This is a genomic window from Roseobacter sp. GAI101 (assembly GCF_000156335.1).
Taxonomy (GTDB): domain Bacteria; phylum Pseudomonadota; class Alphaproteobacteria; order Rhodobacterales; family Rhodobacteraceae; genus Sulfitobacter.
On the sequence record NZ_DS999213.1, the window covers coordinates 1224238 to 1245478 of the forward strand.

Here is a 21241-nt window from a genome sequence, read left to right on the forward strand (position 1 = left end):
CCTTTAGGTTAAGGCCTCAAAGGACTGCCGCTGGCATTGCTGAAAAGTTTAACCGAACAGGCAATTTCCAACCAAGATGGGAGCTATGATTATGGTGGTCTAGAGAACTGTAAAGCGCGGTAAGCCTTGAGTTATCTCATCCAAAACTCATGTGATTAAAGAATAAAAGTAATTATATTTCAGTGCATTGATGAACTTCATTAATCCACCCCACATCCGCTTGTTCGCGATTTCCTGTTCCTCATAAAAAGCTAAAGCAAGATGGCAACAATCACCTTACCAACGTCCGACGTTTGAATGCTGGCATCAGGTGCGCTGAGCGTTGTCAGCACGGCTGTCACCAACAGGACCCCAGCCACAAAAACCGACTCGAGCAGGATCGACTGGCGCAATCTGACACCTGCACCGGGGGCATTGCGCTGCAATTCAGGGGTCAGCCGCATCTTGTTCCATGCGGCAAGGCCAAGCACGGCCAGAAACAACCCCAGTTTGATGGCAAAAAACTGGCCATAGGGAGTGTAGAGCGCCCCGAGGAAATCACCTGTCAAAATCCAGAGCGCCACGCCTCCGGCGACCGTTAAGGCGGCAACCACCCCCATCGCTTTGCGTCCGAATTCATGCGCTACGGCCCCCGCCCCTTGTCCGGCCCCCGCCCCTTGTCCGGCGGGCTGCCCCGCAAGACGGTAGAGCGGCGCAAACGAACCGACCCAGAACGCCAAGCCCAGGATATGAGAGGTGATCAGGACAGCCAGCAAGAGCCTTGGTTCTTCCAGCGCATGACCACGCATGATGAATGAGGCTGCGACAATGCACGCCCCCAGAACCGCCAGGCTTTGTCCGGACCAATGACGGATGACGATCGCACAGATCAACGCCAAACCCACAAGACGCAGCGCCACGCTGGTCCCCAAGGGGCTATCAGCGACCATCGTCAGCAGCATCGGATCGGCAGCCCCCTGCCAGGTGCCCCCCATCAGAAAACTCGCACGCAGGGGCAGACGCAACACCGACAGGACGGCTGCCAAGACAGCGCAGGAAATGGCGATCCGTTTAAGGATTTGCACTTCGGATTCCGGCAGCGTTTTCAGAGAGATGGCGCTTAGCACACTGCCCGCCGCCAGCAGCGTCGTCACATAGACCAGCGCCTTGGTACCAATCGACAGCCATGTCAGCATATCGGCAGTCGCAAGGGTGCCTAGCATGATCTGTCAGTCCGAAATTTCAAAGCTGAAGGCCCCTTGCATCGGGTGCCCGTCCCCGGCCAATCCGCGCCAGTCAACCTTGTATTCGCCGGGTGGCAAGTCGTCGGGTTCAGCCGTGAAATTTTTGACCGGCTGCATGTTATCATTGCGCGTCAGGGCATGTTCGGTGCCGGTCTGGTCCGTCAAGGACACCAGCGTCACCCGCAGTGGCATCGTGAACGTCATACCGATCAGATCAGGGGCCATGGCCAAGACTGCGCCATCGGCAGGCTGCGTGGCTTCCTTTTTGGAGTGAGCCTCCGCAGGTGCCGTAAGACATCCAAAGGCAACCGCAAACGCCGCCATCTGTCGTACATAAAGCTTCATCGAAACATCCTTTTTATCATCGGCCCCGCAGGCCGAGGCATTTCAACGGTAAGCTGGCCAGAAAGCAACCTCTTTGGCCAGCCCACGTCCTTGCTTATTCGGGTATCATGCCGGCGATGGCAAACATACCGTCTTCGCCTTTGATCAGCATAAGCGTGACGGCATCACCTGCGGCAACATCTCCCATCGCCAATGCATCGGGCATCAATGCCATATCCATGGTCATCGCAGGCCAGCCGATTTCGGGGATCGGCTCGTGGCTGACGTTGGCGGTACCGTCACCGATCGCATTCACGATGGCCTTCGTGTGCACAGCTTCCTCCATCTGCGCGTCAGTCATTCCCATTTTGGCATGGTCCATCGTCGAATGGTCCATTTGGGCATATGCAACCGGTGCGGTCATACCAAAGGCCACAAGGGTCAAAGAGAGCGTTTTCATAAGTCGTCCTTTCAGGTTGGGTTAATTCATTGGCCTATTCGGCCGGGACTGGTGCTGCCGTCGGGCCGGGCCCGCGCGACAATTCGCGGTTGACCCGTTTCAGGGCCAGCCGCTTCCAGATCACGAAGATCGCTGGAATGACAAAAAGCGTCAGCAAGGTGGCCGTGGCCATTCCGCCGACCATCGGGGCCGCAATCCGCTGCATGATCTCGGACCCCGTGCCGGTGCCGTACATGATGGGGATCAGCCCGGCAAAGATCGTGGCCACAGTCATGATCTTGGGCCGCACACGCAGCAATGCCCCCTCAAAGACTACCTCCTCGACGTCCAGCGGGGTCATTTTGCGGGCATCCTCCGCAGCCTGTGCCCGGCGCTTTTCCCAGGCAAGGTTAAGGTATAAAAGCATGACAATCGCCGTTTCCACCGCAACCCCTGCAAGCGCGATAAAGCCCACCAGCACGGCGACCGAGATGTCGAAGCTGAGATACCACAAGAACCAGACCCCGCCCGCCAAGGCGACCGGCAGGGCCGCAAGGATGATCGCCACCTCGATCACCCGGTTGAAGGCCATGAACAGCATCAGCGTGATGATCAAAAGCGTCGCGGGGGCCACCAGTTTCAGCCGTTCCTGCATGCGTTCGATATATTCATATTGACCCGACCACGTGATGGAATATCCAGTCGGCAGCGTGACCTGTTCGGCGACGCGCGTGCGGGCCTGTTCGACATACCCGCCCAGATCGCGGCCCTTGATGTCGATGAACACGAACCCCGTGCGCCGCGCATTTTCAGACCGGATCATCGCAGGGCCATCGACCACTTTGATTTCCGCCAGTGTTCCCAACGGGATATGCGCGCCCGACGGTGTGACCACCGGCAAATCGCGCAGCCGTTCGGGGCTGTTGCGCCAGTCCTGCGGATAGCGCAGGTTGATCGGAAACCGTTCAAGTCCTTCGACGGATTCCGACACCTGCATGCCACCGATTGCCGTCTGCACCACGTCCTGAACATCGCGCACCGTCATCATATAGCGGGCGGCCGCCGCGCGGTCGGGGTTGATCTCGATAAAGCGCCCGCCGATGGGCCGTTCCGCATAGGCCGATGCAGTGCCGTCGATGCCGGTGACCACGCGCTCTACCTCGATCCCGATCTGTTCGATCACGCCCAGATCAGCGCCCGAGATCTTGACCCCCACAGGGGTCTTGATGCCCGTGGCCAGCATGTCGATGCGGTTCTTGATCGGCTGGATCCAGACGTTTGTCACACCGGGGATCTGCACGACGCGGTCCAGTTCGCTGCGGATGTCCTCCATCGTCATGCCGGGTCGCCATTCGGCTTCGGGCCGCAGCTGGATCGTCGTCTCGATCATGGTCAGCGGGGCCGGATCGGTCGCGGTGTCAGCGCGCCCCAGCTTGCCATGCACGGTCAGCACCTCTGGCACGGTGGCGATCAGGCGGTCGGATTGTTGCAGCACCTCGCGCGCCTTGCCGATAGACACGCCGGGGTACAGCGACGGCATGTAAAGAAAATCACCTTCGTTCAGTTCGGGCATGAATTCGGTCCCGATGCGTTGCAGCGGCCACCACATCGAGGCCACCAGCGCCCCCGCCAGCACAGTCGTCGCCCATGGCCACGCGACGGCGGCATCCAGAAACGGCCGGTAGACGAAGATCACCAAGCGGTTAAGCGGATTCTTGCGCTCGGGGATGATCCGTCCGCGCACGAAATAGCCCATCAGCACAGGCACCAGCGTGACCGACAGGATCGCAGCCGCCGCCATGGCGTAGGTCTTGGTAAAGGCGAGCGGCTTGAACAGCCGCCCTTCCTGGCTTTCCAGCACAAACACCGGCAGGAAACTGACGGCGATGATGGCCAGCGAGAAGAACAACGCAGGGCCGACTTCCTCGCAACATTCCCGGACGATCCGCCAGCGGTTCGCGTTGGTCAGCGTTTCCTTCTCAAGCCGCCGGTGCATCGCTTCGATCATTACGATCGCCGCGTCCACCATCGCACCGATGGCAATGGCGATGCCGCCCAACGACATGATATTGGCGTTCACCCCCTGAAATTTCATGATGATGAAAGCGGCAAAGATACCCAGTGGCAGCGACAGCAAAATCACCAGCGATGACCGGACGTGCAGCAGGAACGCAGCGCAGACCAAAATGACGACGACGAATTCCTCGGTCAGTTTGTTTTGCAGATTCTCGATCGCGCGCTCGCTCACGCCCGCCCGGTTGTAGGTCGTCACGATCTCGACCCCTTCGGGCAGGCTTGTGCGCAGATCGTCGATCCGGGCTTCGACCGCCTTGATCGTGGCCAGTGCATTGCCGCCCCACCGCAGGATCACGACACCCCCAACAGCATCGCCGATCCCGTCGAATTCGCCCACACCGCGCCGCATTTCGGGGCCAAGACGGATGTCGGCAACGTCCGCCAGTGTGATCGCCGCACCGCGCGCATTCACCATCAGCGGGGCCTTGGCCAGATCGGCAATCTCGTCGACATAGCCGGTCGACCGCACCATGAATTCGGCTTCGCCCATTTCGATAACGCTGCCGCCGGTTTCGCGGTTGGCCCCCTGAACCGCCTGCCGAATCTGTGCCAGTGTCACATCGTAGGCGCGCAGTTTGTTGGGGTCGACGACGACCTGATACTGTTTGACCATGCCGCCGATCGTGGCAACCTCTGACACACCGTCGACGGTTTGCAGTTCGTATTTCAGGAACCAGTCCTGAAGCGTGCGCAGTTCGGCCAGATCATGTCCGCCCGTACGGTCGATCAAGGCGTATTGGTAGATCCAGCCGACCCCCGTCGCGTCCGGCCCAAGCTGGGGTGACACACCTTCGGGAAGGTTTGCAGTGAGCTGGCCCAGATATTCCAGCACCCGGGTCCGCGCCCAGTAAAGATCGGTGCCATCCTCGAAGACGACATAGACATAGCTGTCGCCGAAAAAGGAAAATCCCCGCACGTCGCTGGCCCCCGGCACGGCCAGCATGGCGGTGGCGATAGGATAGGTAACCTGATCCTCGACCACCTGCGGGGCCTGCCCGGCGTAGGGCGTGCGCACGATGACCTGTACGTCGGACAGGTCCGGAATGGCATCGACCGGGGTTTCGCGGATCGCCCAAACCCCGACCACCGCCATCATCACTGCAAGGGCCAGAACGATCAGACGGTTCGCCAGCGACAGGCGAATGACCGCCGCGATCATTGGGTGACCTCGGGGGCCGCTGCGACACCGACCAGCGTCATTGAAAAGTCAGGGTTCTGTTTCAGCAACAGGGTCTGTTCCCCGCCCGTGGGCAGGGTTTCCGCATCCACAGACGGATCAATCGCAAAATCCATCGTCATACCCGGCATACCGATCTGCATCATCGGGCCGTGGGTGATATTGGCCATGCGGCTGTCGGGATCGACCGAATTGATCGTCCCCATCACCTCTATCGGCGGGACCACGGGTGCGGCAGCGGCAAGGACCATCGTCATGCCATCAGGGCGCGCGAATGTCAGGGTCATATCCCGCCCTGTTACCAGCGCGGCGGGGTCAATCGCAGCGTCCAGCGCAAAGTCCATGGTCATGCCCGGCATGCCGATTTCCTTGATCGGACCGTGGCTGATGGTGGCCATGCGCGTCGCAAGGTCAACGGCGTCGATGGTGCCCGAAACCACGATGGCGGCAGCCTTGGTCGGTTCGGTTGACTGCGCGACCGGCTTGGTCTTGATAGCCACTGCATCCCCGCGTACGGCGACAATGGTAAAAAGCCCGTCCTCGCCCTTGGTCAGATCAAATTCGATGGGCTGATCAAGGGGCACGTGCGCCGCATCAACCCCCGCGACCGGCATGTCCATCTGCATCGACGGCCAGCCCAGTTCCGGGATCGGATCGTGAGACACAGTCAACTTGCCATCTGTCGTAACGGCCAAAACAGTCCCGGTGCCAGTGGCCGCGATGCCGTCGTCACCGCCAAGTTCAATAAGGCCAAGCAGACCATCCGCACCGCGCGCCGCGCGAAAGGCGACCTGCTGGCCCGGCTGCAAACGGTTTAACGCAACATCGGCCCGCACGGGAAATTGCGAGGTCATTGCAGGCCAGTCCAGCGCGTCCAATGCCCCGTGCCGGATCGTCGCCATGCGTGTCTCTGCATTCAGCGCCAGCAATTCACCACTGCCCCGTGCGGGGTCCTGATCCGTGGGGGCCATGCGCATCAATCCCGCGCTCAGCGCGCTTTCACTGTCGATCAGGAATTGCGCAGAGGCCACGACCTCTTCGCCCGGGGCCAGCCCCTGCACAATCTCGGTCGGGCCCCCCGTTCCGAAATTGTCCCGCAACCCGGTGGTGATCAGGCGCGGCTTGAACGTGCCGTCGCCGGTCTTCAAGATCACCCGTTCGGCAGATCCGGTGCGGATGATCGCTTCGGTCGGGACGGTCAGGGCCATGCGTGTCTGGTTGGGGGTCAGGGTGACAGTGCCGAACATGTTGGGCTTCAGTAGCCCTTCGGCATTGTCGAACCGCAGACGTACGGGCAAAGTGCGCGTCTTTGCATCAAGTTCGGGGTAGATGTAATCGATCTTTCCCTCAAAGCGACGGCCTTGCAGGTGTTCAAACTGCGCGACGGCGCGCATGTCATCAGTCAACCGCGCAATGTCACGTTCAAACACATCGACGATCAGCCAGACGGCGTTGAGTTCGGTCAGCGATACCGCGCGGACACCGGGTTGCAGGAACATCCCGTCCGCCGCCTCAAGCGAGATCACGACACCGTCCTGGGGGGCCAGAACCTTGATATTGCGGGCAATCTCGCGGGTCGATTCGATCTGGGCGATCTGGTCGTCGGACATGCCCAGGCTCTGCAACTTGCCCCGCGCCGCGTCGATGATGCGTCGGTCGCCAGCCTGAAGCGCGCGCACCAGATCGCCGGAAGAAGACCCGATAACCTGCGAGAACATCTCGAACAAAACATCGCCCTTGCGCACCCGGTCACCGACCGCGCGCACATTCAATGCCTCGATCCAGCCATCAACGCGGGTGTGGACATGGCTTGTCAGATGGTCGTCATAGGCGATGATCCCGACCGTTTCGATCTGGCGGGACACCTCGGACATCCGGGCAATCGCAGTGCGCACGCCGATGGCGTTGATTTCAGCGGGCGACAGCGTCACTTCGGCGGGATCGCCGGAGGGTTCCTGACCTGCATAGACAGGTATCAGATCCATCCCCATCGGCGACTGGCCCGGACCGGGCTGCCGGAAATTCGGATCCATCGGGGCAACCCAATACAGGATATCGGGTTCCCCAGTTCCGGCTGTATCCGTCGGGTTCAGGTAAAGCCGCTCAAGGTAAATGCCGCCCGCCACGCCCGCCGCAAGGGCAAGAATGCTGAGTGCTGAATATCGTCCACGCATGATCAGATGATCCCCGGCCGCAAAATGCGACCGTTTTCAAGTATTGATAGAAACGATGCCGCGATATGCGACGCCGAAAGGCAATCAATCAGATGATTTGTGGGGGACGGTCTTGGGGCGTGTGAGGGCCTGAGGCCAGCACCGTGCCGCTGTCGAAAACGCGGCGCGTCGGCAAAAGCAAGGCGACTGCGACCGGTTGGGTCACAGTGAACGTCTCGTGAAAGCAGCACATGGACGGTGTGCAATGCGGTACATTCTTAGAGCTGCTGCCATTGTCCTGCGTGGTGTGCTCAGGTGCGGTATGCCCGGTGTGGTGCATCTGAACTGCCTGCGTGTCACAATCGCCGCCGGCAGTTGCATGGTCGTGATGGTGCGCATGATTATCACCGGCAAACGCGGAACTGGCCACCCCTTGCAGCAAGATCGTCAGCACCAACAGCAAAAGCGCCATCGCTTTCGCGATTTTCGTGTTCCCGAATCTTTGGCCAATGCTTTGCATGCGCAACCAATCCAATCGAAACGCTCGGGTTTCAAGTCAGAACTTCGTGATTGCGTTTCGTGCGGTCCGCTGCGCCCCATCGGCCACGCAGCACATACCACCGTTTCAGCGCAGACAAACCGGACAACCGCTTGAGGTGTGGCCGGTTATTTAGTCATCGCGCGATCACGATATCCGCCCGCAGCCCCCCCAGAGTGTCCGACGCCCCCAATCGCAGCACGCCGCCATGCGCCCGCGCGATATCGGTGGCAATCGCCAACCCCAGCCCGACACCGCCGCCCTTGTTCTGGTTGCGCGACGGGTCCAGCCGGGAAAAGGGGCGCGCGGCTTCGATGCGACGGTCTGCGGGGATACCGGGGCCATCATCTTCAACGCGGACGCGCAGCGTCTTGTCGGTCAGCAAAACAGACACCTCAGCCCGCGTACCGTAGCGAACCGCATTCGAGATCAGGTTGTCCACGGCGCGCAGAAACGCGGTCTTGCGCAGGCGGACCATGCCGGTGCCGTCGCCCTCAAAGGGCAATAAGGTGACATTGCGCCCTGCCCGCTGCGCTTCGGCCACGGCAGCTGTCATCAAGGCACGCGGGTCCAGCTTTTCAGGCTCGCCTTCGGCAGCACCTTTGGCAAAGTCCAGAAATTCGTCCAGCATCCGTTGCATGTCATCCACGTCCTGCAGCAGCGGCCCGGCCTCGTCATCCTCAAGCATCGCAAGGCTTAGCCGCATGCGGGTCAGCGGCGTGCGCAGGTCATGGCTGACGCCCGACAGCATCAAGGTCCGCTGTTCGATCTGCCGTTCGATCCGCGCGCGCATGTCGACGAATGCGTTCCCCGCCGCACGCACCTCGACGGCCCCCGAGGGACTGTAGGGCACGTGCCGCCCCCGGCCAAAGGCTTCTGCCGCACGGGCCAGTCGCTTGATCGGACGCAACTGGTTGCGCAGATATACGAATGAAATCAACGTCATCAGAAAGCCGAAAACAAATGTATAGACAAAAAGCTGATGCGGATTCGATGCCGAAATCCGCCTGCGGTCAAAGCCGATGCGGATCGGCCCGAGATCGGTCAGGGTCACCAGTTCCACGCGACCCGGCTGGATCAGATCAAGGGTCTGAAACCCCGGCAGCCGGTCCTGAAACCGTTTGATCATCACGCGGCCCGAATAATCATACCACGTCAGTTTGTTGCCCTGCGGCACCGCGTCAGTGGGCAGCGGCGTGACCTGCATCTGCAACGGGGCCAGGTTTTGACGCACCAGCGGCGCGATCTGATCGACCGACGGGGCCTGCGCCGCGACGTCCAGCACCAGCGCCACTTCGCGCAGCACCGTATCGGTCATCTGATGGGTCACACCCTCGTAATTACGCTGCGCAAAGATCACCGTGACCACAAGTTGCAAGATCACAACAGGCAGCAGCAATATAAGCGCGGCGCGCCCATAGATCCCGCGGGGCATATATCGTTTGAGCCATACAAAGAACATAAGGTAGATCTTAACCAGCCCCCTGCCCCTGTGAAAGGCCAAACCATGCTGCCCCCTGACGACTTTGATCCCCCAATCGGTATCGCCCAAGAACTGGAGCCCGGCTTGCGCCGTATCGTCGCCGACAACCCGTCCCCCATGACCTATCGCGGCACCAACACATATCTTGTCGGCACGCGCGGCATTGCGGTAATTGATCCCGGACCCGCGTCAGAGGCTCATCTGGCCGCCATTCTGGGGGCCATCCGACCAGACCAGCACATCAGCCATATCATCGTGACCCACACCCACCTGGATCATTCCCCGCTGTCGCGCGACCTGGCGCAGGCCTGCGGTGCACCGATCCTGGGATTTGGGGGACCCGCTGCGGGACGTACGCCAATCATGGAAACATTGGCCAGCGATGGCGACATCGGCGGAGGCGAAGGCATTGACCTCGACTTTAGCCCGGATCAATGCGTGGCGGATGGGGACATGATCGCCGGTGACGGGTGGTCACTGCAAGCCATCCACACGCCGGGTCATATCGGCAACCACCTGAGCTTTGCCTGGGGCGATGCCTGCTTTAGCGCCGATCACGTCATGGGCTGGGCGAGCTCTCTTGTCTCCCCTCCCGATGGCGATCTGACGGACTTCATGGCCTCCTGCGCGCGCTTGCAGCGCGACATCTGGCGCGTGTTCTACCCCGGTCACGGTGCCCCGGTCAGTGACCCCGCTTCCAGAATGGCGTGGCTGGTGTCCCATCGCCGCATGCGCGAAGCCGGCATCCTTGAGGCTCTTGCCGCTGGTCCCGCCACGGCCCAAGCGCTGGCCGAACAGATCTATACCGAAACACCCCCCGCCCTGCTTGGGGCAGCCATGCGCAATGTGCTTGCACATCTGGTTGATTTAACCGGCAAAAACCAGGTCGCCCCTGTCGGGCCCCTCGTAAAATCAGCAGCTTTCAAGCTGATTTGAAAAGCTTTGATAAAAATACGAAAAAACTACCAAAACCCTCTGGACGCCACAAAATACCACTGCTATATCGCCCAGACCGTTCCGACGTAGCTCAGCGGTAGAGCAGTTGACTGTTAATCAATTGGTCGTAGGTTCGATCCCTACCGTCGGAGCCATTTACAACTTAAGTTGTTGAAATACCTACCGAAGTCACAGCGTGGCTTCGTAGGTGTGGCATCAGGGTGTTACATCCCCTCCAGCCAAATGGCATGACCGTTTCGTTTCCGTCCCAATCGGATCTGACACGAATGTTGAACCAACCCCATCTCTCAAAACGCGGAAATACCTATCAGTGGCGGCGTCGTTTACGCCGACAATCCACAGGAATCGTTGATATCAAGCTCTCGCTGGGGACGACAGACCTGCGCTGCGCACATATATTGTCCCGCAGGATCAGTGCGGAAAGCGATATCGTCATGGAGCAACTCATTCACCAACAGATCACGTCAGACATGGCGCGGCGCTGGCTTGCCAGCGTCATTTCGAAAGAGCGGGAGAAGATCGAGAATCTCAAACTGCTGCATCGTTTTGATTCCCGCGATCTGGCAGATGACAATCACCACGATCAGGCAACAGCGGACGCTTGGGCAAAGGTGAATGCGGACGGCCTGAACGGCGCGACGTCTGATCAGCCATTGGTATCTTTGAATCTGGACATCATCCGCAATGACCTAACAAGCGAAGCCCGCCAGAACATCATTCAGCGCGATTTCAAGGCATTAACGGGCCATCCACAGCTTTCGGCCTTTGACCGTGCAAAGCTGGTATCCTTGCTGATCGCTGGGAAGTCCGCTGCATGGAACCGGCACGAAGAGGCCTTGGCAGATATCGACACTGCGGCGGATGACCTTTGGGACAGGGCCTCTCAATTGCTCGCACCAGAGCCAGAGGCGCCCGCCGCCCCCCTGCAGCTTGTCCCTGCCCCCGAGGTAGAAGCTGACACTCTCGATCCCGACATGCACGCCGTTGTGTCCCGCATGAACGACATGAAGCGCAGCGAAGGCATCGAGGAAAAGACCCTGCGCCAATATGAGAGCTTTGCTGGCCTGTTTACCACGCTGACGGGCATCCATGACGTGCGCCAGATCCGGCAAACGGATGCCACGGGATTTCGCGCGGCGCTTTACAAGCTGCCGAAAAGCTGGGGCAAAAGCCCTGCAGACCGCAATGCCACCCGCGAAGAGATCATGGCCCGCGCCGCCAAACTACCGCCGGAAAAAGTCGGGCTGTCCATCGGCACGATCAACCGCCACCTTGAGCATCTGGGCCAGATCGTTGAGTGGGCCTCTGATGAGGGCATTTCGGTCAACCCCAAGCTCAAACCCGGCAAATTGCGACGCAAGGATACCGTACGGGACTGCGACAAGAAACAGGCGTTCACCGAGGCAGAGCTGCACCGCCTGTTCAAATCTCCAGTTTGGACCGGATCGAAGTCCGAATATCACCAAACCGATCCGGGCACCAATATCTACTGCAACGGCGTTTATTGGTCGCCTTTGATCGGCGCTTTTACAGGGGCCCGGCGTGAAGAGATCGCCGGTCTGGCCCCTGCTGACATTGTTGAGCGCGATGGCATCCCATGCCTCAGCATCGAGGATTCCGAGGTGCGGCGGATCAAGAACATCTCGTCAAAACGGATCGTGCCGATCCACAGCCGTTTGATCACGCTGGGGTTTCTCGATTTCGTGGAAGAAGCTCGCGCCAAGGGGCAAGCCGAGCTGTTCCCTGATCTGCGCGAACCTGCAACGGGGAAACATGGCCGCAAACTGGGCCGCCGGATGCGCCAGATCGTCGATAAAACCTTTGGTGCCGAAGGTGCTGGCCTGTCGTTCCACAGCCTGCGCCACTATGTTCAAGCAGTGCTGGAGCACGTTCCCGAAGTGACCGACAAGGTGCTACGCGACATCGTCGGTCATGAGGGCAAAGACACCCATGAGCGCACCTATAGCAAACCTACGCCGCCCGCTGTACTGCAGGCGGCCATTGAGAAGCTGCCAGCCGTGATCTGATCAAGTTCCCGGCCCGTCAGACGTCGGGTCGGTTTGCGCATGTGCATGTGCATTCAGAATGCGGTTCAACTCGGCCCGCTGCTCTGCCTCCAAATTCTCGCGCTGCTCGAGAACATAGGCCGCATCTGCGGCAATCTCTGCGCGCTCGTGGCTCAGGGTTTCTTCAATCGTGCGGCGGATTGATTGCGCGAGGGGCATCAGTTTCGGCATTACAGGTTGAATGCGTTTTGCAATCCGCCTGCGATCCTCACTGACCTTTGGCGCATTCGGTCCCCAGACCAGCTTGTCCTCACTCGGTTTTGGCCCGGACATCCAGCGCAAGACGGCACCGCCAAGCAAATCGATGCCGTCCACAAGCGTTTTCATCAAAGACACCACCTTTGTAAGCTTCGCCTCAGCGGTCACAACCTTTGCTTCAACATCCGCCAACTCAACTTCTGCCGCCGCCCGCTTTATCTTCTCCTCGTCCAAGGCCTGCGCTTCAGCCTGCCTTGCCGATTTCAGTGACCGAACCATCTCTTCAGTCTGGAGCAAGTCCTCCCTTTCCTTCTTAGCCGCCGACCGAAGGCGATCAAGCTTGTGGCCCTGCTCCGCAACCTCATCCTTAACCTGATCTCGTTCCAACGCAGCGCCCTCAACCTCCACCAACACATCAGCCAGCCCTGTCTTGGCCTTTTCTGTTTCCGCCCTCACTCCCTGCAATTTCCCGACCTCAGCACCCATCTCCTCCTTCACCTGCTGCAACTCTCCCGCCGCCGCTTGCGCTGTCTGAACAATATTTGCTGCCTTTTCTTCGATGAAGCCGAGCGTCGCTTCGGCATGAGCCCTCTCTTTGCAGGCGGCATCCGCTGCCCGCTCCTCTTCTTTACGGTGGCGCTCTGCCGCCGCCACCTCGCGCGTCGCGGCCTCTTTCCTGTGACGCGCCGCCTTTACTGCGCGTTTGCGCGATTTCCGGATCGTGGCCTTCTCGTCTCTGACAATCATCCATTCACCTCTAAACTGATCGCGCCTCATAGCTACAGCCGCCCCTGGCCTTTGCCCTGTTCCCAAGATCAGATTGGCCAAGATCGAAAAGGCCTTGCCGTCAGACAAGGTGAAAGACCTACGCGCGTTTTTGGAGTGCCTGGGGCAGGACGCCGTGACATACATGAATGGATGACGCATCAGCTGCTCGATGCGTGGGGCCCGTTTTCCTAATCATCGTGACAAATTTTTTCCGTAATCGCTCTACATGCAACCCGGTGACGCCGTCGATGACGAAGACGACACATCAGTGCCGTCCTCCGTGCTCGTCTCTGCGATATTGGTCCTGATTAGCTTGGTGATCTTGATGTTCGGCGCACGTTTTCTGGTTGATGATTGCGGCATCACTGGCGCTGACCGCTCTGCTTTTGACCCGTCCAGTGATAGGCAGGGGCATCGGGTTGGTGGCGCTGATCGCATACGTTGTCTACGGTTGGCCTGCGCACTAATTTAAGGGCTTTTAGCGGTCATCCGCTGCGTGGGGCACGAACAGCCGGTCTGATATGTGCTGCCATTCGCCGCATCACGCACTAAGTCACATACTGCGGACTAAGCGAGCTTTCGCAGAAAACTTGGAGTTTCTTCGCTTCTCAACGATCCACAGGAATTCAACGCTATGTGCTATTTTTCTGCTTCAACCTAATCTGATGTCTGAGACGGCCAATTCATCAAACAAAGAGGCCATGAATTTTGCATGTTTATCCAATCTGTCAAATGAGGCGTCATATGCGAGTGCAACGGATGCAATGTCTTCACTAAGCTCATACTGACCGAATTTTTTTGGTGACTTGGCAAGGTCGTACAGCACATCAATAATCCAATTTTTGTTCAAGATTTCCATAGGATACATCCCCTTTTTAGTAGATTCGCTCTCATTAATTAGTGATTAACCATGGTAAGAGCAGTAAGGTAGTGAACATCGGAACAGGACTAAATCGCTGGGGGATACTTATTGTATCCTTAAGTATAGTTTGAATATAACGTTCAGGCCCTAACTTCTGGTTCGATGAATGCAGAACCGTCAACCGCTATAATTTCTTTGGCATGAGTGGGCTGATTTTGTTGAAAAACTCCGCCACCCAAAAATGGCGTCCAAAAACCGGAACATGGTTCTCGAAATGCAGGCCATTGCAAATATTGGCTACGGAACGGGCGGTTCAGCGGGAAGGTGTTCTGAGAATTCGATCGACTCTGAGCAGACACCGAGTTTTTCAACACAATCGGCTAAGACCGGACCTTCGCACCGCGGCAGGGCCAAGCGCTGGTCGCACCCAAGCGTGGCGTCGCTCCCGGCCCTAAGCGGGCATTCAGGTTTGTTGCAGCGAAGGTCCGGTTGTCGTATTTTCCCCGTCAGATCTGGTGCAGCGCCTGATGGCGAAAGCTTTGAGGATTTAGCGGTGACCTCTTGGTCGAATGGCTGAATCGTTGTGAAAACCGGCTTGAGCTTGCGCAATGGTGAACTTGTGCTATCAGACCTTCATCATGGAACGGCTTTTTCGCATATGGCCTTTGCGCGTCGCGGTAACGCTGCTGGTTCTCGCCTTGGCGAGTTCAGGGTTCGCGCATCGTTTCGCCACCCCGGATGATCAGGCCGCAGCCGCCTACATGCAGGCCTTTGGTCTGGATGCGGGCGCGATCTGCGGCGATGTCGAGGGTGACGGTGCCGCGTCGGATTGCGAAGCCTGCCGTCTGCACGCAGCCATGTCCCTGCCTGTCCGGGCAATTTCCGAGATTGTGATCCAGCTTTCGCTTGATCCGGCCGAGTGGACGTCGGCCCCACCCGTTCCGCACGCGCTGACCGCCGAAGCCACCCGCCCGGCACGGGCCCCGCCAACCGTCTGAGTTTTCCGATCCTTTCGTAAAACACGCCCGGCCTGTCGCCGGGATCAGACAGTTGGAGACCACAATGAAGAAATTCGCAATTCTCGCGGCGCTTGTCGCGACCCCGGCCTTTGCCGATCAACCCGTAACCATCAATTTCGCCGCCGAGATCGGCGGGCAGCCCTTTGCCTGTGATGCCACATATGCTGGCCTTGGCAGCACCGGTGCCGCCGTTCGTGGCGCTGATTTCCGGCTCTATGTCAGCGATGTGGCGATGGTTGCCGCCGATGGCAGCCGCGCGTCTGTGACGCTGGACGCAAGCGATTGGCAACATGCAGGCGTGGCGCTGCTGGATTTCGAGGATGGCCGCGCCGCCTGCGCCAATGGCACCGCGCCGATGAACACCGCGTTGCAGGGCACCGTTGCGGCGGGCGACTACATCGGCGTCGCCTTTAAGGTCGGCGTGCCGTTCGAGATGAACCATGGCGACCCGACCACGGCACCGTCGCCGCTGAACCTGACCTCAATGTTCTGGAACTGGCGTGGCGGCTATAAATTCATACGGATCGACATGGTTCCGACCGACCGCAGCAAAGACGGGCCGAAGGGCTGGTTCCTGCACCTTGGGTCCACCATGTGCGCATCCGAGGGCAAGACCGATGCCCCCGAGGCCCCTTGCAAGAACCCCAACCTGATGGAGATCACGCTGGACGGGTTCGCCCCGGCGACGCAGACCGTCGTGATCGACCCGTCAGATGTGGTGGCGGGTGCCGATCTGCGCGTCAATGCGGCAGATACCTCGCCCGGGTGCATGTCCTTTTCCGGCGATGCGGATTGCATGACGGTGATGGCAAAGCTGGGGTTCAGCTATGGCGACCTGCCGGCCACCGATCAAGCCCTGATCCGCGGGCGCTGAGCCATGCGACACGCCGCGCTTGGCGTGGTGCTGGCGCTTTTGGCCGGGGCTGTGATGGCCCCGGCCCAGGCCGAAGGGGGTTTCGACTGGCCCTTGCCGGACTGGATGCCGCGCCCGCCCGTGCCCGAGGACAACCCGATGAGCGCCGTCAAGGTCGAGCTTGGCAGGCACCTGTTCTATGACGCCCGCCTGTCAGGCGATGGCACGGTGGCTTGTGCCTCGTGCCATGACCCCGCGCGTGCCTTTACCGACGGGCGCGACCGGGCGGTTGGCATTCATGGCACAGTCGGCAACCTGAACGCGCCCAGCCTTGCCAATGTGGCCTATCTGCCTGTGAACGCTTGGGCCAATCCGCATATGACCTCGCTTGAATTTCAGGCGCTGGTGCCGCTGTTCGGTGACGCCCCGGACGAAATGGGCGCAACCGGACAAGAATCGCGCATTTTCGCCACTCTCGCGACAGACCCTAATTACAGCAGGGCTTTCGCCGCCGCCTTCCCCGACCGGCCCGGCCCCGATCTTTTCACCGTGACGCGCGCGCTGGCGGCGTTCCAGCGCAGCCTCACGTCGTTTGACAGCCCCTATGACCGGTTCAAATACGGCGGCGATCTGGACGCGCTGTCAGAGGCCGCCAAACGGGGCGAGCAACTGTTCTTTGACCATCGTTTCGAGTGCTATCACTGCCATCAGGGGGTGCTGTTTACCGACAATTTCCAGCGCGAGGGCAGCCCCTGGGTCGAAACCGGTTTTCACAACACCGGACTATACGCCGATTATCCCGCAACCGCGCCGGGCCGGATCGAAATCACGGGCGAGCCCGGTGATGCCGGACTGTTCCGCACGCCAAGCCTGCGCAATGTCGCGGTGACGGCACCCTATATGCATGACGGGTCGATCGCCGATCTACGTGGCGTGCTGGCGCATTACGCGCGCGGCGGACGCGAAGGGCATGCCAATCAGGACGGTATGATCGTCGGCTTTCAGGCGTCCGAGGCGGAAATCGATGACATCCTCGCCTTTCTGAACAGCCTGACCGACGAGACATTCCTGACCAACCCCGCCCATGCCGACCCATGGCCCGATGATCACCTCGCCCGGATCAACCGGGCAGCCCCATAAAGCCCCATAGAGAAAGGACAACAATGAAACACGCTCTTATCGCCCTGCTGATGCTGGCAACACCCGCCATGGCCCATGACCAGATGGCCGGCACGCTGCATATCATCCACCCATCGATCCCGTTGCCCGCTGGCATGGCCAAATCCGCCGCGGGCTATGTCACCATATCGAACGAGGGCGAAAGCCCCGAGGAGCTGGTAGGCGTGCGCAGCCCCTTTGCGGCCTCGACGACCCTGCACACGACCCTTTTTGAGGACGGCATCGCCAAGATGCGCCCGCTGATCGGCGTCACCATTGCGCCGGGTGAGGTCATCAACCTTGAACCCGGCGGGATGCATGTGATGTTCATGGGCCTGACCGGCACGGTCGCCGAGGGCGACATGATCCCCGCCACGCTGATTTTTCGCAACGCTGGCGAAGTCGCGGTGGAATTCATGGTCGACCCCGCTGATGGCGTCGACCATTCGACGATGGACCATTCCGGGTACTGACGGATGCATCTGGTCGGCATCATAACGCGCGCGCTGCTGCTTTTGGCGCTTCTCGGCATCGGATCGGTGCCCGAGGGGATGATGCGCGCGGGTGGGGCCGACGGGATGCGTCTTGTCCTTTGCACGACGGAAGGTCCGCAAGAGGTCTGGCTGTCAGACGATGGCCGGACAACACCGATAAACGAACACGACAACGAACATGACCGCCCCCACTGCGTTCAGGTATCCATCGGCAGCGTCGATCTGACACCGCCGCAGCCTGTTGCCGTGGCGCTCCGATTGCGGCTGACTGAACTGATCAGCAGCGGTGAGGCTCTGCCCACGGGTCAGACCGCACGCTCATACAATCGCGCCCGCGCGCCGCCCCGGTTCGCCTGATCCATCAGCCCGGGGGCAATGCGCCCTCTTTTTCTACCCTGAAACAAGGCTGAACCGCGTGGCTGCGGGGTTTTCCCCATGGCCCCATCCTGCGGCGCAACCTTTGCCTGAACGCATGACAGCGGCGGATCGCGCCGTTGCAAAACTAACAATCCAAAAGGACACCGAATGAAACTGGTTTTGACAAGCTGCCTCACCGCATTGGTGGGCACGACCGCAATGGCACAGATTACCATCACCGATCTGCGCGACCGAACCGTAACACTGGAGGCCCCCGCCGAGCGGGTGATGTTGGGCTTCTATTATGAGGACTACCTTGCCGTCGCAGGCGATGGCGCAGTCGACAAGATCGTCGGCCTGTCGCGTGGTCCCTGGGCCGAGTGGCGGCCCAGGCAATGGGAAGCCTACACCCAGACCTTTCCGCAACTGAACGATCTGCGGGATGTAGGCGATACGGAATCGTCCACATTCTCGATCGAAAGCGCCATAGCAACCGATCCGGACCTCGTGATCCTTGCCGGTTGGCAATATGATGCCTTGGGTGAAACGGCTGGGCAATTCGACACGGCAGGTATCCCGGTTCTGGTGCTTGATTACAATGCGCAGACCCTGGAAGCGCATCTTGCGTCAACCCGTGCCTTGGGTCTGGCGATGGGCACTTCTGACAGGGCCAACGCCTTGGCCACCCTTTATGCAGAAAAGACCGCTGATACCGAAGCCCGTCTTGCCCGATCGGACGCGCGGCCGAAGGTCTACGTCGAGCTGGCACAGAAGGGTCCGGACGAGATTGGCAATTCATATGCAGGGGGCATGTGGGGCGGTATCATCGACCGGCTCCAAGGGCAGAACATCGCCAATGGCCAGATCGAAAACTGGGGTCCGCTGTCACCGGAATACGTGCTGGCTGAAGCGCCCGAGGTCATCCTGCTGTCTGGCTCGGAATGGCTGAACCGTCCCGCTGCCGTGCCGTTGGGGTTCGGGGCCGATAAGGGTTTGGCGCAGCAACGGATCGACGCCTACAAAGCCCGCGCCGGATGGTCGGATCTGCCTGCGGTTCAAAATGGCAAAGTCTATGGCATCTATCATGGCGGTACACGCACGCTGTCTGATTTCGCCTATTTCCGTTTTCTCGGAAAAGCGCTGCATCCCGAGGCCTTTGCCGATGTCGATCCAGAGGCAGAACTGGCACAGTTCTACGCTGACTGGCTGCCGATCGAGCCAGTTGGAACTTTCGTGATGCACGCGGAATGAGTGATCTCGCCAGTGACCAGAGCGCCGCAAAGCGCTTTGGTTTCGGTCAGGCGGGGGCGGTAAGCGCCGCCCTCGCACTCCTGATCTGTCTGATGGTGGCCGACCTTGTCACCGGTCCGGCGGGATTACCGCTGGATGACGTGCTGCGCGGGCTGATGGACGGGCCTGCAGCCGAGGATCGCCGGTTGGCCGTGATCCTGTGGCACCTGCGGATGCCACAAACGATCATGGCGGCCCTGGTTGGCTGCACGTTGGGGATTGCAGGCCTGATGATGCAGACGATCCTGAACAACCCGCTTGCCAGCCCCTATACGCTGGGGTTTTCCGCCGCCGCAGGTTTCGGTGCGGCCCTGGTCATTCTGTTCGGCTCTGCCCTGCCGGTGGCCATGTGGATCGGCGTACCGCTTGCGGCCTTTGCCGCGACGTTGACTGCTGCAGCGCTGGTGTATCTGGTCGCGCGCTATCGCGGCGCGTCACCCGAGATGCTGGTGCTGGCGGGCATCGCTGTGCTCTTTCTGTTTCAATCGTTGCAATCACTGCTGCAATTCATGGCCGCGCCCGAAGTGCTGCAACAGATCGTGTTCTGGCTTTTTGGCAGCCTGCTCAAGGCCAGTTGGACCAGCGTGAAGGTGATGAGCGTTATTCTGGTGGTCACCTTACCTTTTATCCTGCGCGAGGTCTGGAACCTGACCGCGCTGCGCCTTGGCGATGGCAATGCCGCCAGCCTTGGCCTGAATGTCGAAGCCCTGCGCCGCCGTGTTCTGATCCTGGTTGCCCTTCTGACGGCGGGCGCGGTCAGCTTCACTGGAACCATCGGGTTCGTTGGCCTGATTGCACCGCATGTCGGGCGGGCGCTGGTGGGCGAGGATCACCGCTTTGGCCTGCCGATGGCGGGCATCATGGGTGCGGTGGTGCTGGTCGCGGCTTCTGTCATCGGGAAAGCAATCTCGCCCGGTGCCGTGATCCCGGTCGGCATCATCACCGCAATCGCCGGCATCCCGATGTTGCTGGCGATCATTCTGTTGAAGGGAAAAAGATGAGCCTGATTCTTGAGGGTTTCACCGTGGATGCGGGCCGCCGCCGACTGTTGCACATTGATGCGCTGGATCTGCCGTCAACCGGGCTGATCGCCGTGATCGGCCCGAACGGCGCTGGTAAGTCAACGCTGCTCGGGGCACTGGCCGGAGTGATCGCGCATCGCGGCACAAAAAGTCTGGACGGCGATTGGCCCGCGCCGGAACGCATCGGGTTCATGCCGCAGAATTTCGCAGTTTCGGCGGCCATGAGCGCGGCCGATTGCGTGCTGCTTGGACGGCGCGAGAGACTGGGCTGGCGTGTCACCGCACAGGACCGCGCAGAGGTTGCCCGCGCACTCGCAGCTCTGGACCTCAGCGCGCTGTCTGATCGTCGGATGGATCGCCTGTCCGGCGGCCAGCAACAGCGCGTTCTGCTGGCGCAACGCCTGATCCGTGACCCGCGCGTACTGATCCTCGATGAACCCACCAGCGCGCTTGACATGCACCACCAGCTCGAAGTTCTCGACCACCTGCGCGCCCTCGCGTCCGAACGGCTGGTCCTTGCCGCCTTGCATGACCTCACCCTCGCAGCGCGCCATGCCGACCATATTGTTTTTCTCGACAACGGAGAACTGGTCATCGCGGGTCCCACCGCAGAGGTGCTGCGCCCCGCAAGCCTCAACCACGCCTACCGCATCGACAGCGAGATACTTACGGACCGCAATGGCGGAGCGGTCATCGTGGCCCACCGTACCGTGTCGAACTGAGCGATCTGGCAAGTGCTCCAATGCTTCTCTGCCGTTCGTCCTTGATGCAGCGAAGGTCTGTT

At 60.1% G+C, this 21241-nt stretch carries 19 protein-coding genes and 1 tRNA gene; 11 read left to right on the forward strand and 9 right to left on the reverse strand.

Going from position 1 to position 21241, the window contains the following annotated elements; all coding sequences use genetic code 11:
- Positions 1 to 251 precede the first annotated feature (251 nt).
- From RGAI101_RS05765 to RGAI101_RS05795, 7 genes are all read right to left on the reverse strand, one after another.
- Positions 252 to 1202 carry a copper resistance D family protein gene (locus RGAI101_RS05765; protein WP_008226737.1) on the reverse strand — a complete coding sequence of 317 codons (951 nt, stop codon included), beginning with the start codon at positions 1200 to 1202 and terminating at the stop codon, positions 252 to 254.
- Positions 1203 to 1208: 6 nt separating this feature from the next.
- The gene (locus tag RGAI101_RS05770; RefSeq protein WP_008226529.1) at positions 1209 to 1568 is read right to left on the reverse strand and encodes a copper resistance CopC family protein; all 360 of its coding nucleotides are present in this window, start codon (positions 1566 to 1568) and stop codon (positions 1209 to 1211) included.
- 94 nt (positions 1569 to 1662) lie between these two features.
- Positions 1663 to 2007, reverse strand: coding sequence for a copper-binding protein (locus RGAI101_RS05775; protein WP_008225197.1), 345 nt, complete (start codon positions 2005 to 2007; stop codon positions 1663 to 1665).
- A gap of 34 nt (positions 2008 to 2041) precedes the next feature.
- Entirely contained in the window at positions 2042 to 5221 is a 3180-nt protein-coding gene (locus RGAI101_RS05780; RefSeq protein WP_008228874.1) for an efflux RND transporter permease subunit, read from the reverse strand.
- A complete protein-coding gene (locus RGAI101_RS05785; protein WP_037227499.1) occupies positions 5218 to 7413 on the reverse strand; it encodes an efflux RND transporter periplasmic adaptor subunit in 2196 nt (731 codons plus the stop codon). Before RGAI101_RS05785 ends, RGAI101_RS05780 begins: the two co-directional genes overlap by 4 nt.
- 88 nt (positions 7414 to 7501) lie before the next feature.
- A complete protein-coding gene (locus tag RGAI101_RS05790; protein ID WP_157044640.1) occupies positions 7502 to 7912 on the reverse strand; it encodes a hypothetical protein in 411 nt (136 codons plus the stop codon).
- Between the two features lie 154 nt (positions 7913 to 8066).
- The gene (locus tag RGAI101_RS05795; protein WP_008228954.1) at positions 8067 to 9392 is read right to left on the reverse strand and encodes an ATP-binding protein; all 1326 of its coding nucleotides are present in this window, start codon (positions 9390 to 9392) and stop codon (positions 8067 to 8069) included.
- Positions 9393 to 9437: 45 nt separating this feature from the next.
- Here RGAI101_RS05795 and RGAI101_RS05800 point away from each other — a divergent pair, with 45 nt between their 5' ends.
- The 3 genes from RGAI101_RS05800 to RGAI101_RS05810 all read left to right on the forward strand — a co-directional run bounded on the left by RGAI101_RS05800 (position 9438) and on the right by RGAI101_RS05810 (position 12397).
- Entirely contained in the window at positions 9438 to 10349 is a 912-nt protein-coding gene (locus RGAI101_RS05800) for an MBL fold metallo-hydrolase (RefSeq protein ID WP_008225822.1), read from the forward strand.
- 80 nt (positions 10350 to 10429) lie between these two features.
- Positions 10430 to 10504: transfer RNA gene (locus tag RGAI101_RS05805), tRNA-Asn, on the forward strand.
- A 300-nt stretch (positions 10505 to 10804) separates the two neighbouring features.
- On the forward strand, positions 10805 to 12397 hold the full coding sequence (locus RGAI101_RS05810) for a site-specific integrase (RefSeq protein ID WP_037227504.1): 1593 nt from the start codon (positions 10805 to 10807) through the stop codon (positions 12395 to 12397).
- On the opposite strand, the gene RGAI101_RS05815 is transcribed toward RGAI101_RS05810, so the two are convergent.
- Together RGAI101_RS05815 and RGAI101_RS05820 are read right to left on the reverse strand one after the other, a co-directional pair.
- Positions 12398 to 13489: a hypothetical protein gene (locus RGAI101_RS05815; protein WP_157044641.1), complete on the reverse strand. Its 1092-nt coding sequence runs from the start codon at positions 13487 to 13489 to the stop codon at positions 12398 to 12400.
- 565 nt (positions 13490 to 14054) lie between these two features.
- Positions 14055 to 14261 carry a hypothetical protein gene (locus RGAI101_RS05820; protein WP_008225518.1) on the reverse strand — a complete coding sequence of 69 codons (207 nt, stop codon included), beginning with the start codon at positions 14259 to 14261 and terminating at the stop codon, positions 14055 to 14057.
- 641 nt (positions 14262 to 14902) lie between these two features.
- Between RGAI101_RS05820 and RGAI101_RS05825 the strand changes: the two genes are divergently transcribed.
- From RGAI101_RS05825 to RGAI101_RS05860, 8 genes are all read left to right on the forward strand, one after another.
- Positions 14903 to 15262, forward strand: a complete 360-nt coding sequence (locus tag RGAI101_RS05825; protein ID WP_157044642.1) for a polyketide synthase — start codon at positions 14903 to 14905, stop codon at positions 15260 to 15262.
- Between the two features lie 64 nt (positions 15263 to 15326).
- A complete protein-coding gene (locus RGAI101_RS05830) occupies positions 15327 to 16157 on the forward strand; it encodes an MbnP family copper-binding protein (RefSeq protein WP_008227969.1) in 831 nt (276 codons plus the stop codon).
- A gap of 3 nt (positions 16158 to 16160) precedes the next feature.
- A complete protein-coding gene (locus tag RGAI101_RS05835; RefSeq protein ID WP_008226719.1) occupies positions 16161 to 17276 on the forward strand; it encodes a methanobactin export MATE transporter MbnM in 1116 nt (371 codons plus the stop codon).
- A 23-nt stretch (positions 17277 to 17299) separates the two neighbouring features.
- Entirely contained in the window at positions 17300 to 17767 is a 468-nt protein-coding gene (locus RGAI101_RS05840; RefSeq protein WP_008228273.1) for a copper chaperone PCu(A)C, read from the forward strand.
- 3 nt (positions 17768 to 17770) lie between these two features.
- Complete coding sequence (locus RGAI101_RS05845; RefSeq protein WP_008229251.1) at positions 17771 to 18145, forward strand: DUF2946 family protein; 375 nt, start codon at positions 17771 to 17773, stop codon at positions 18143 to 18145.
- Positions 18146 to 18313: 168 nt separating this feature from the next.
- On the forward strand, positions 18314 to 19396 hold the full coding sequence (locus RGAI101_RS05850) for an ABC transporter substrate-binding protein (protein WP_008225779.1): 1083 nt from the start codon (positions 18314 to 18316) through the stop codon (positions 19394 to 19396).
- A complete protein-coding gene (locus RGAI101_RS05855; RefSeq protein WP_008227296.1) occupies positions 19393 to 20436 on the forward strand; it encodes a FecCD family ABC transporter permease in 1044 nt (347 codons plus the stop codon). Before RGAI101_RS05850 ends, RGAI101_RS05855 begins: the two co-directional genes overlap by 4 nt.
- The gene (locus RGAI101_RS05860) at positions 20433 to 21179 is read left to right on the forward strand and encodes an ABC transporter ATP-binding protein (RefSeq protein ID WP_008228228.1); all 747 of its coding nucleotides are present in this window, start codon (positions 20433 to 20435) and stop codon (positions 21177 to 21179) included. Before RGAI101_RS05855 ends, RGAI101_RS05860 begins: the two co-directional genes overlap by 4 nt.
- Positions 21180 to 21241: the final 62 nt, after the last annotated feature.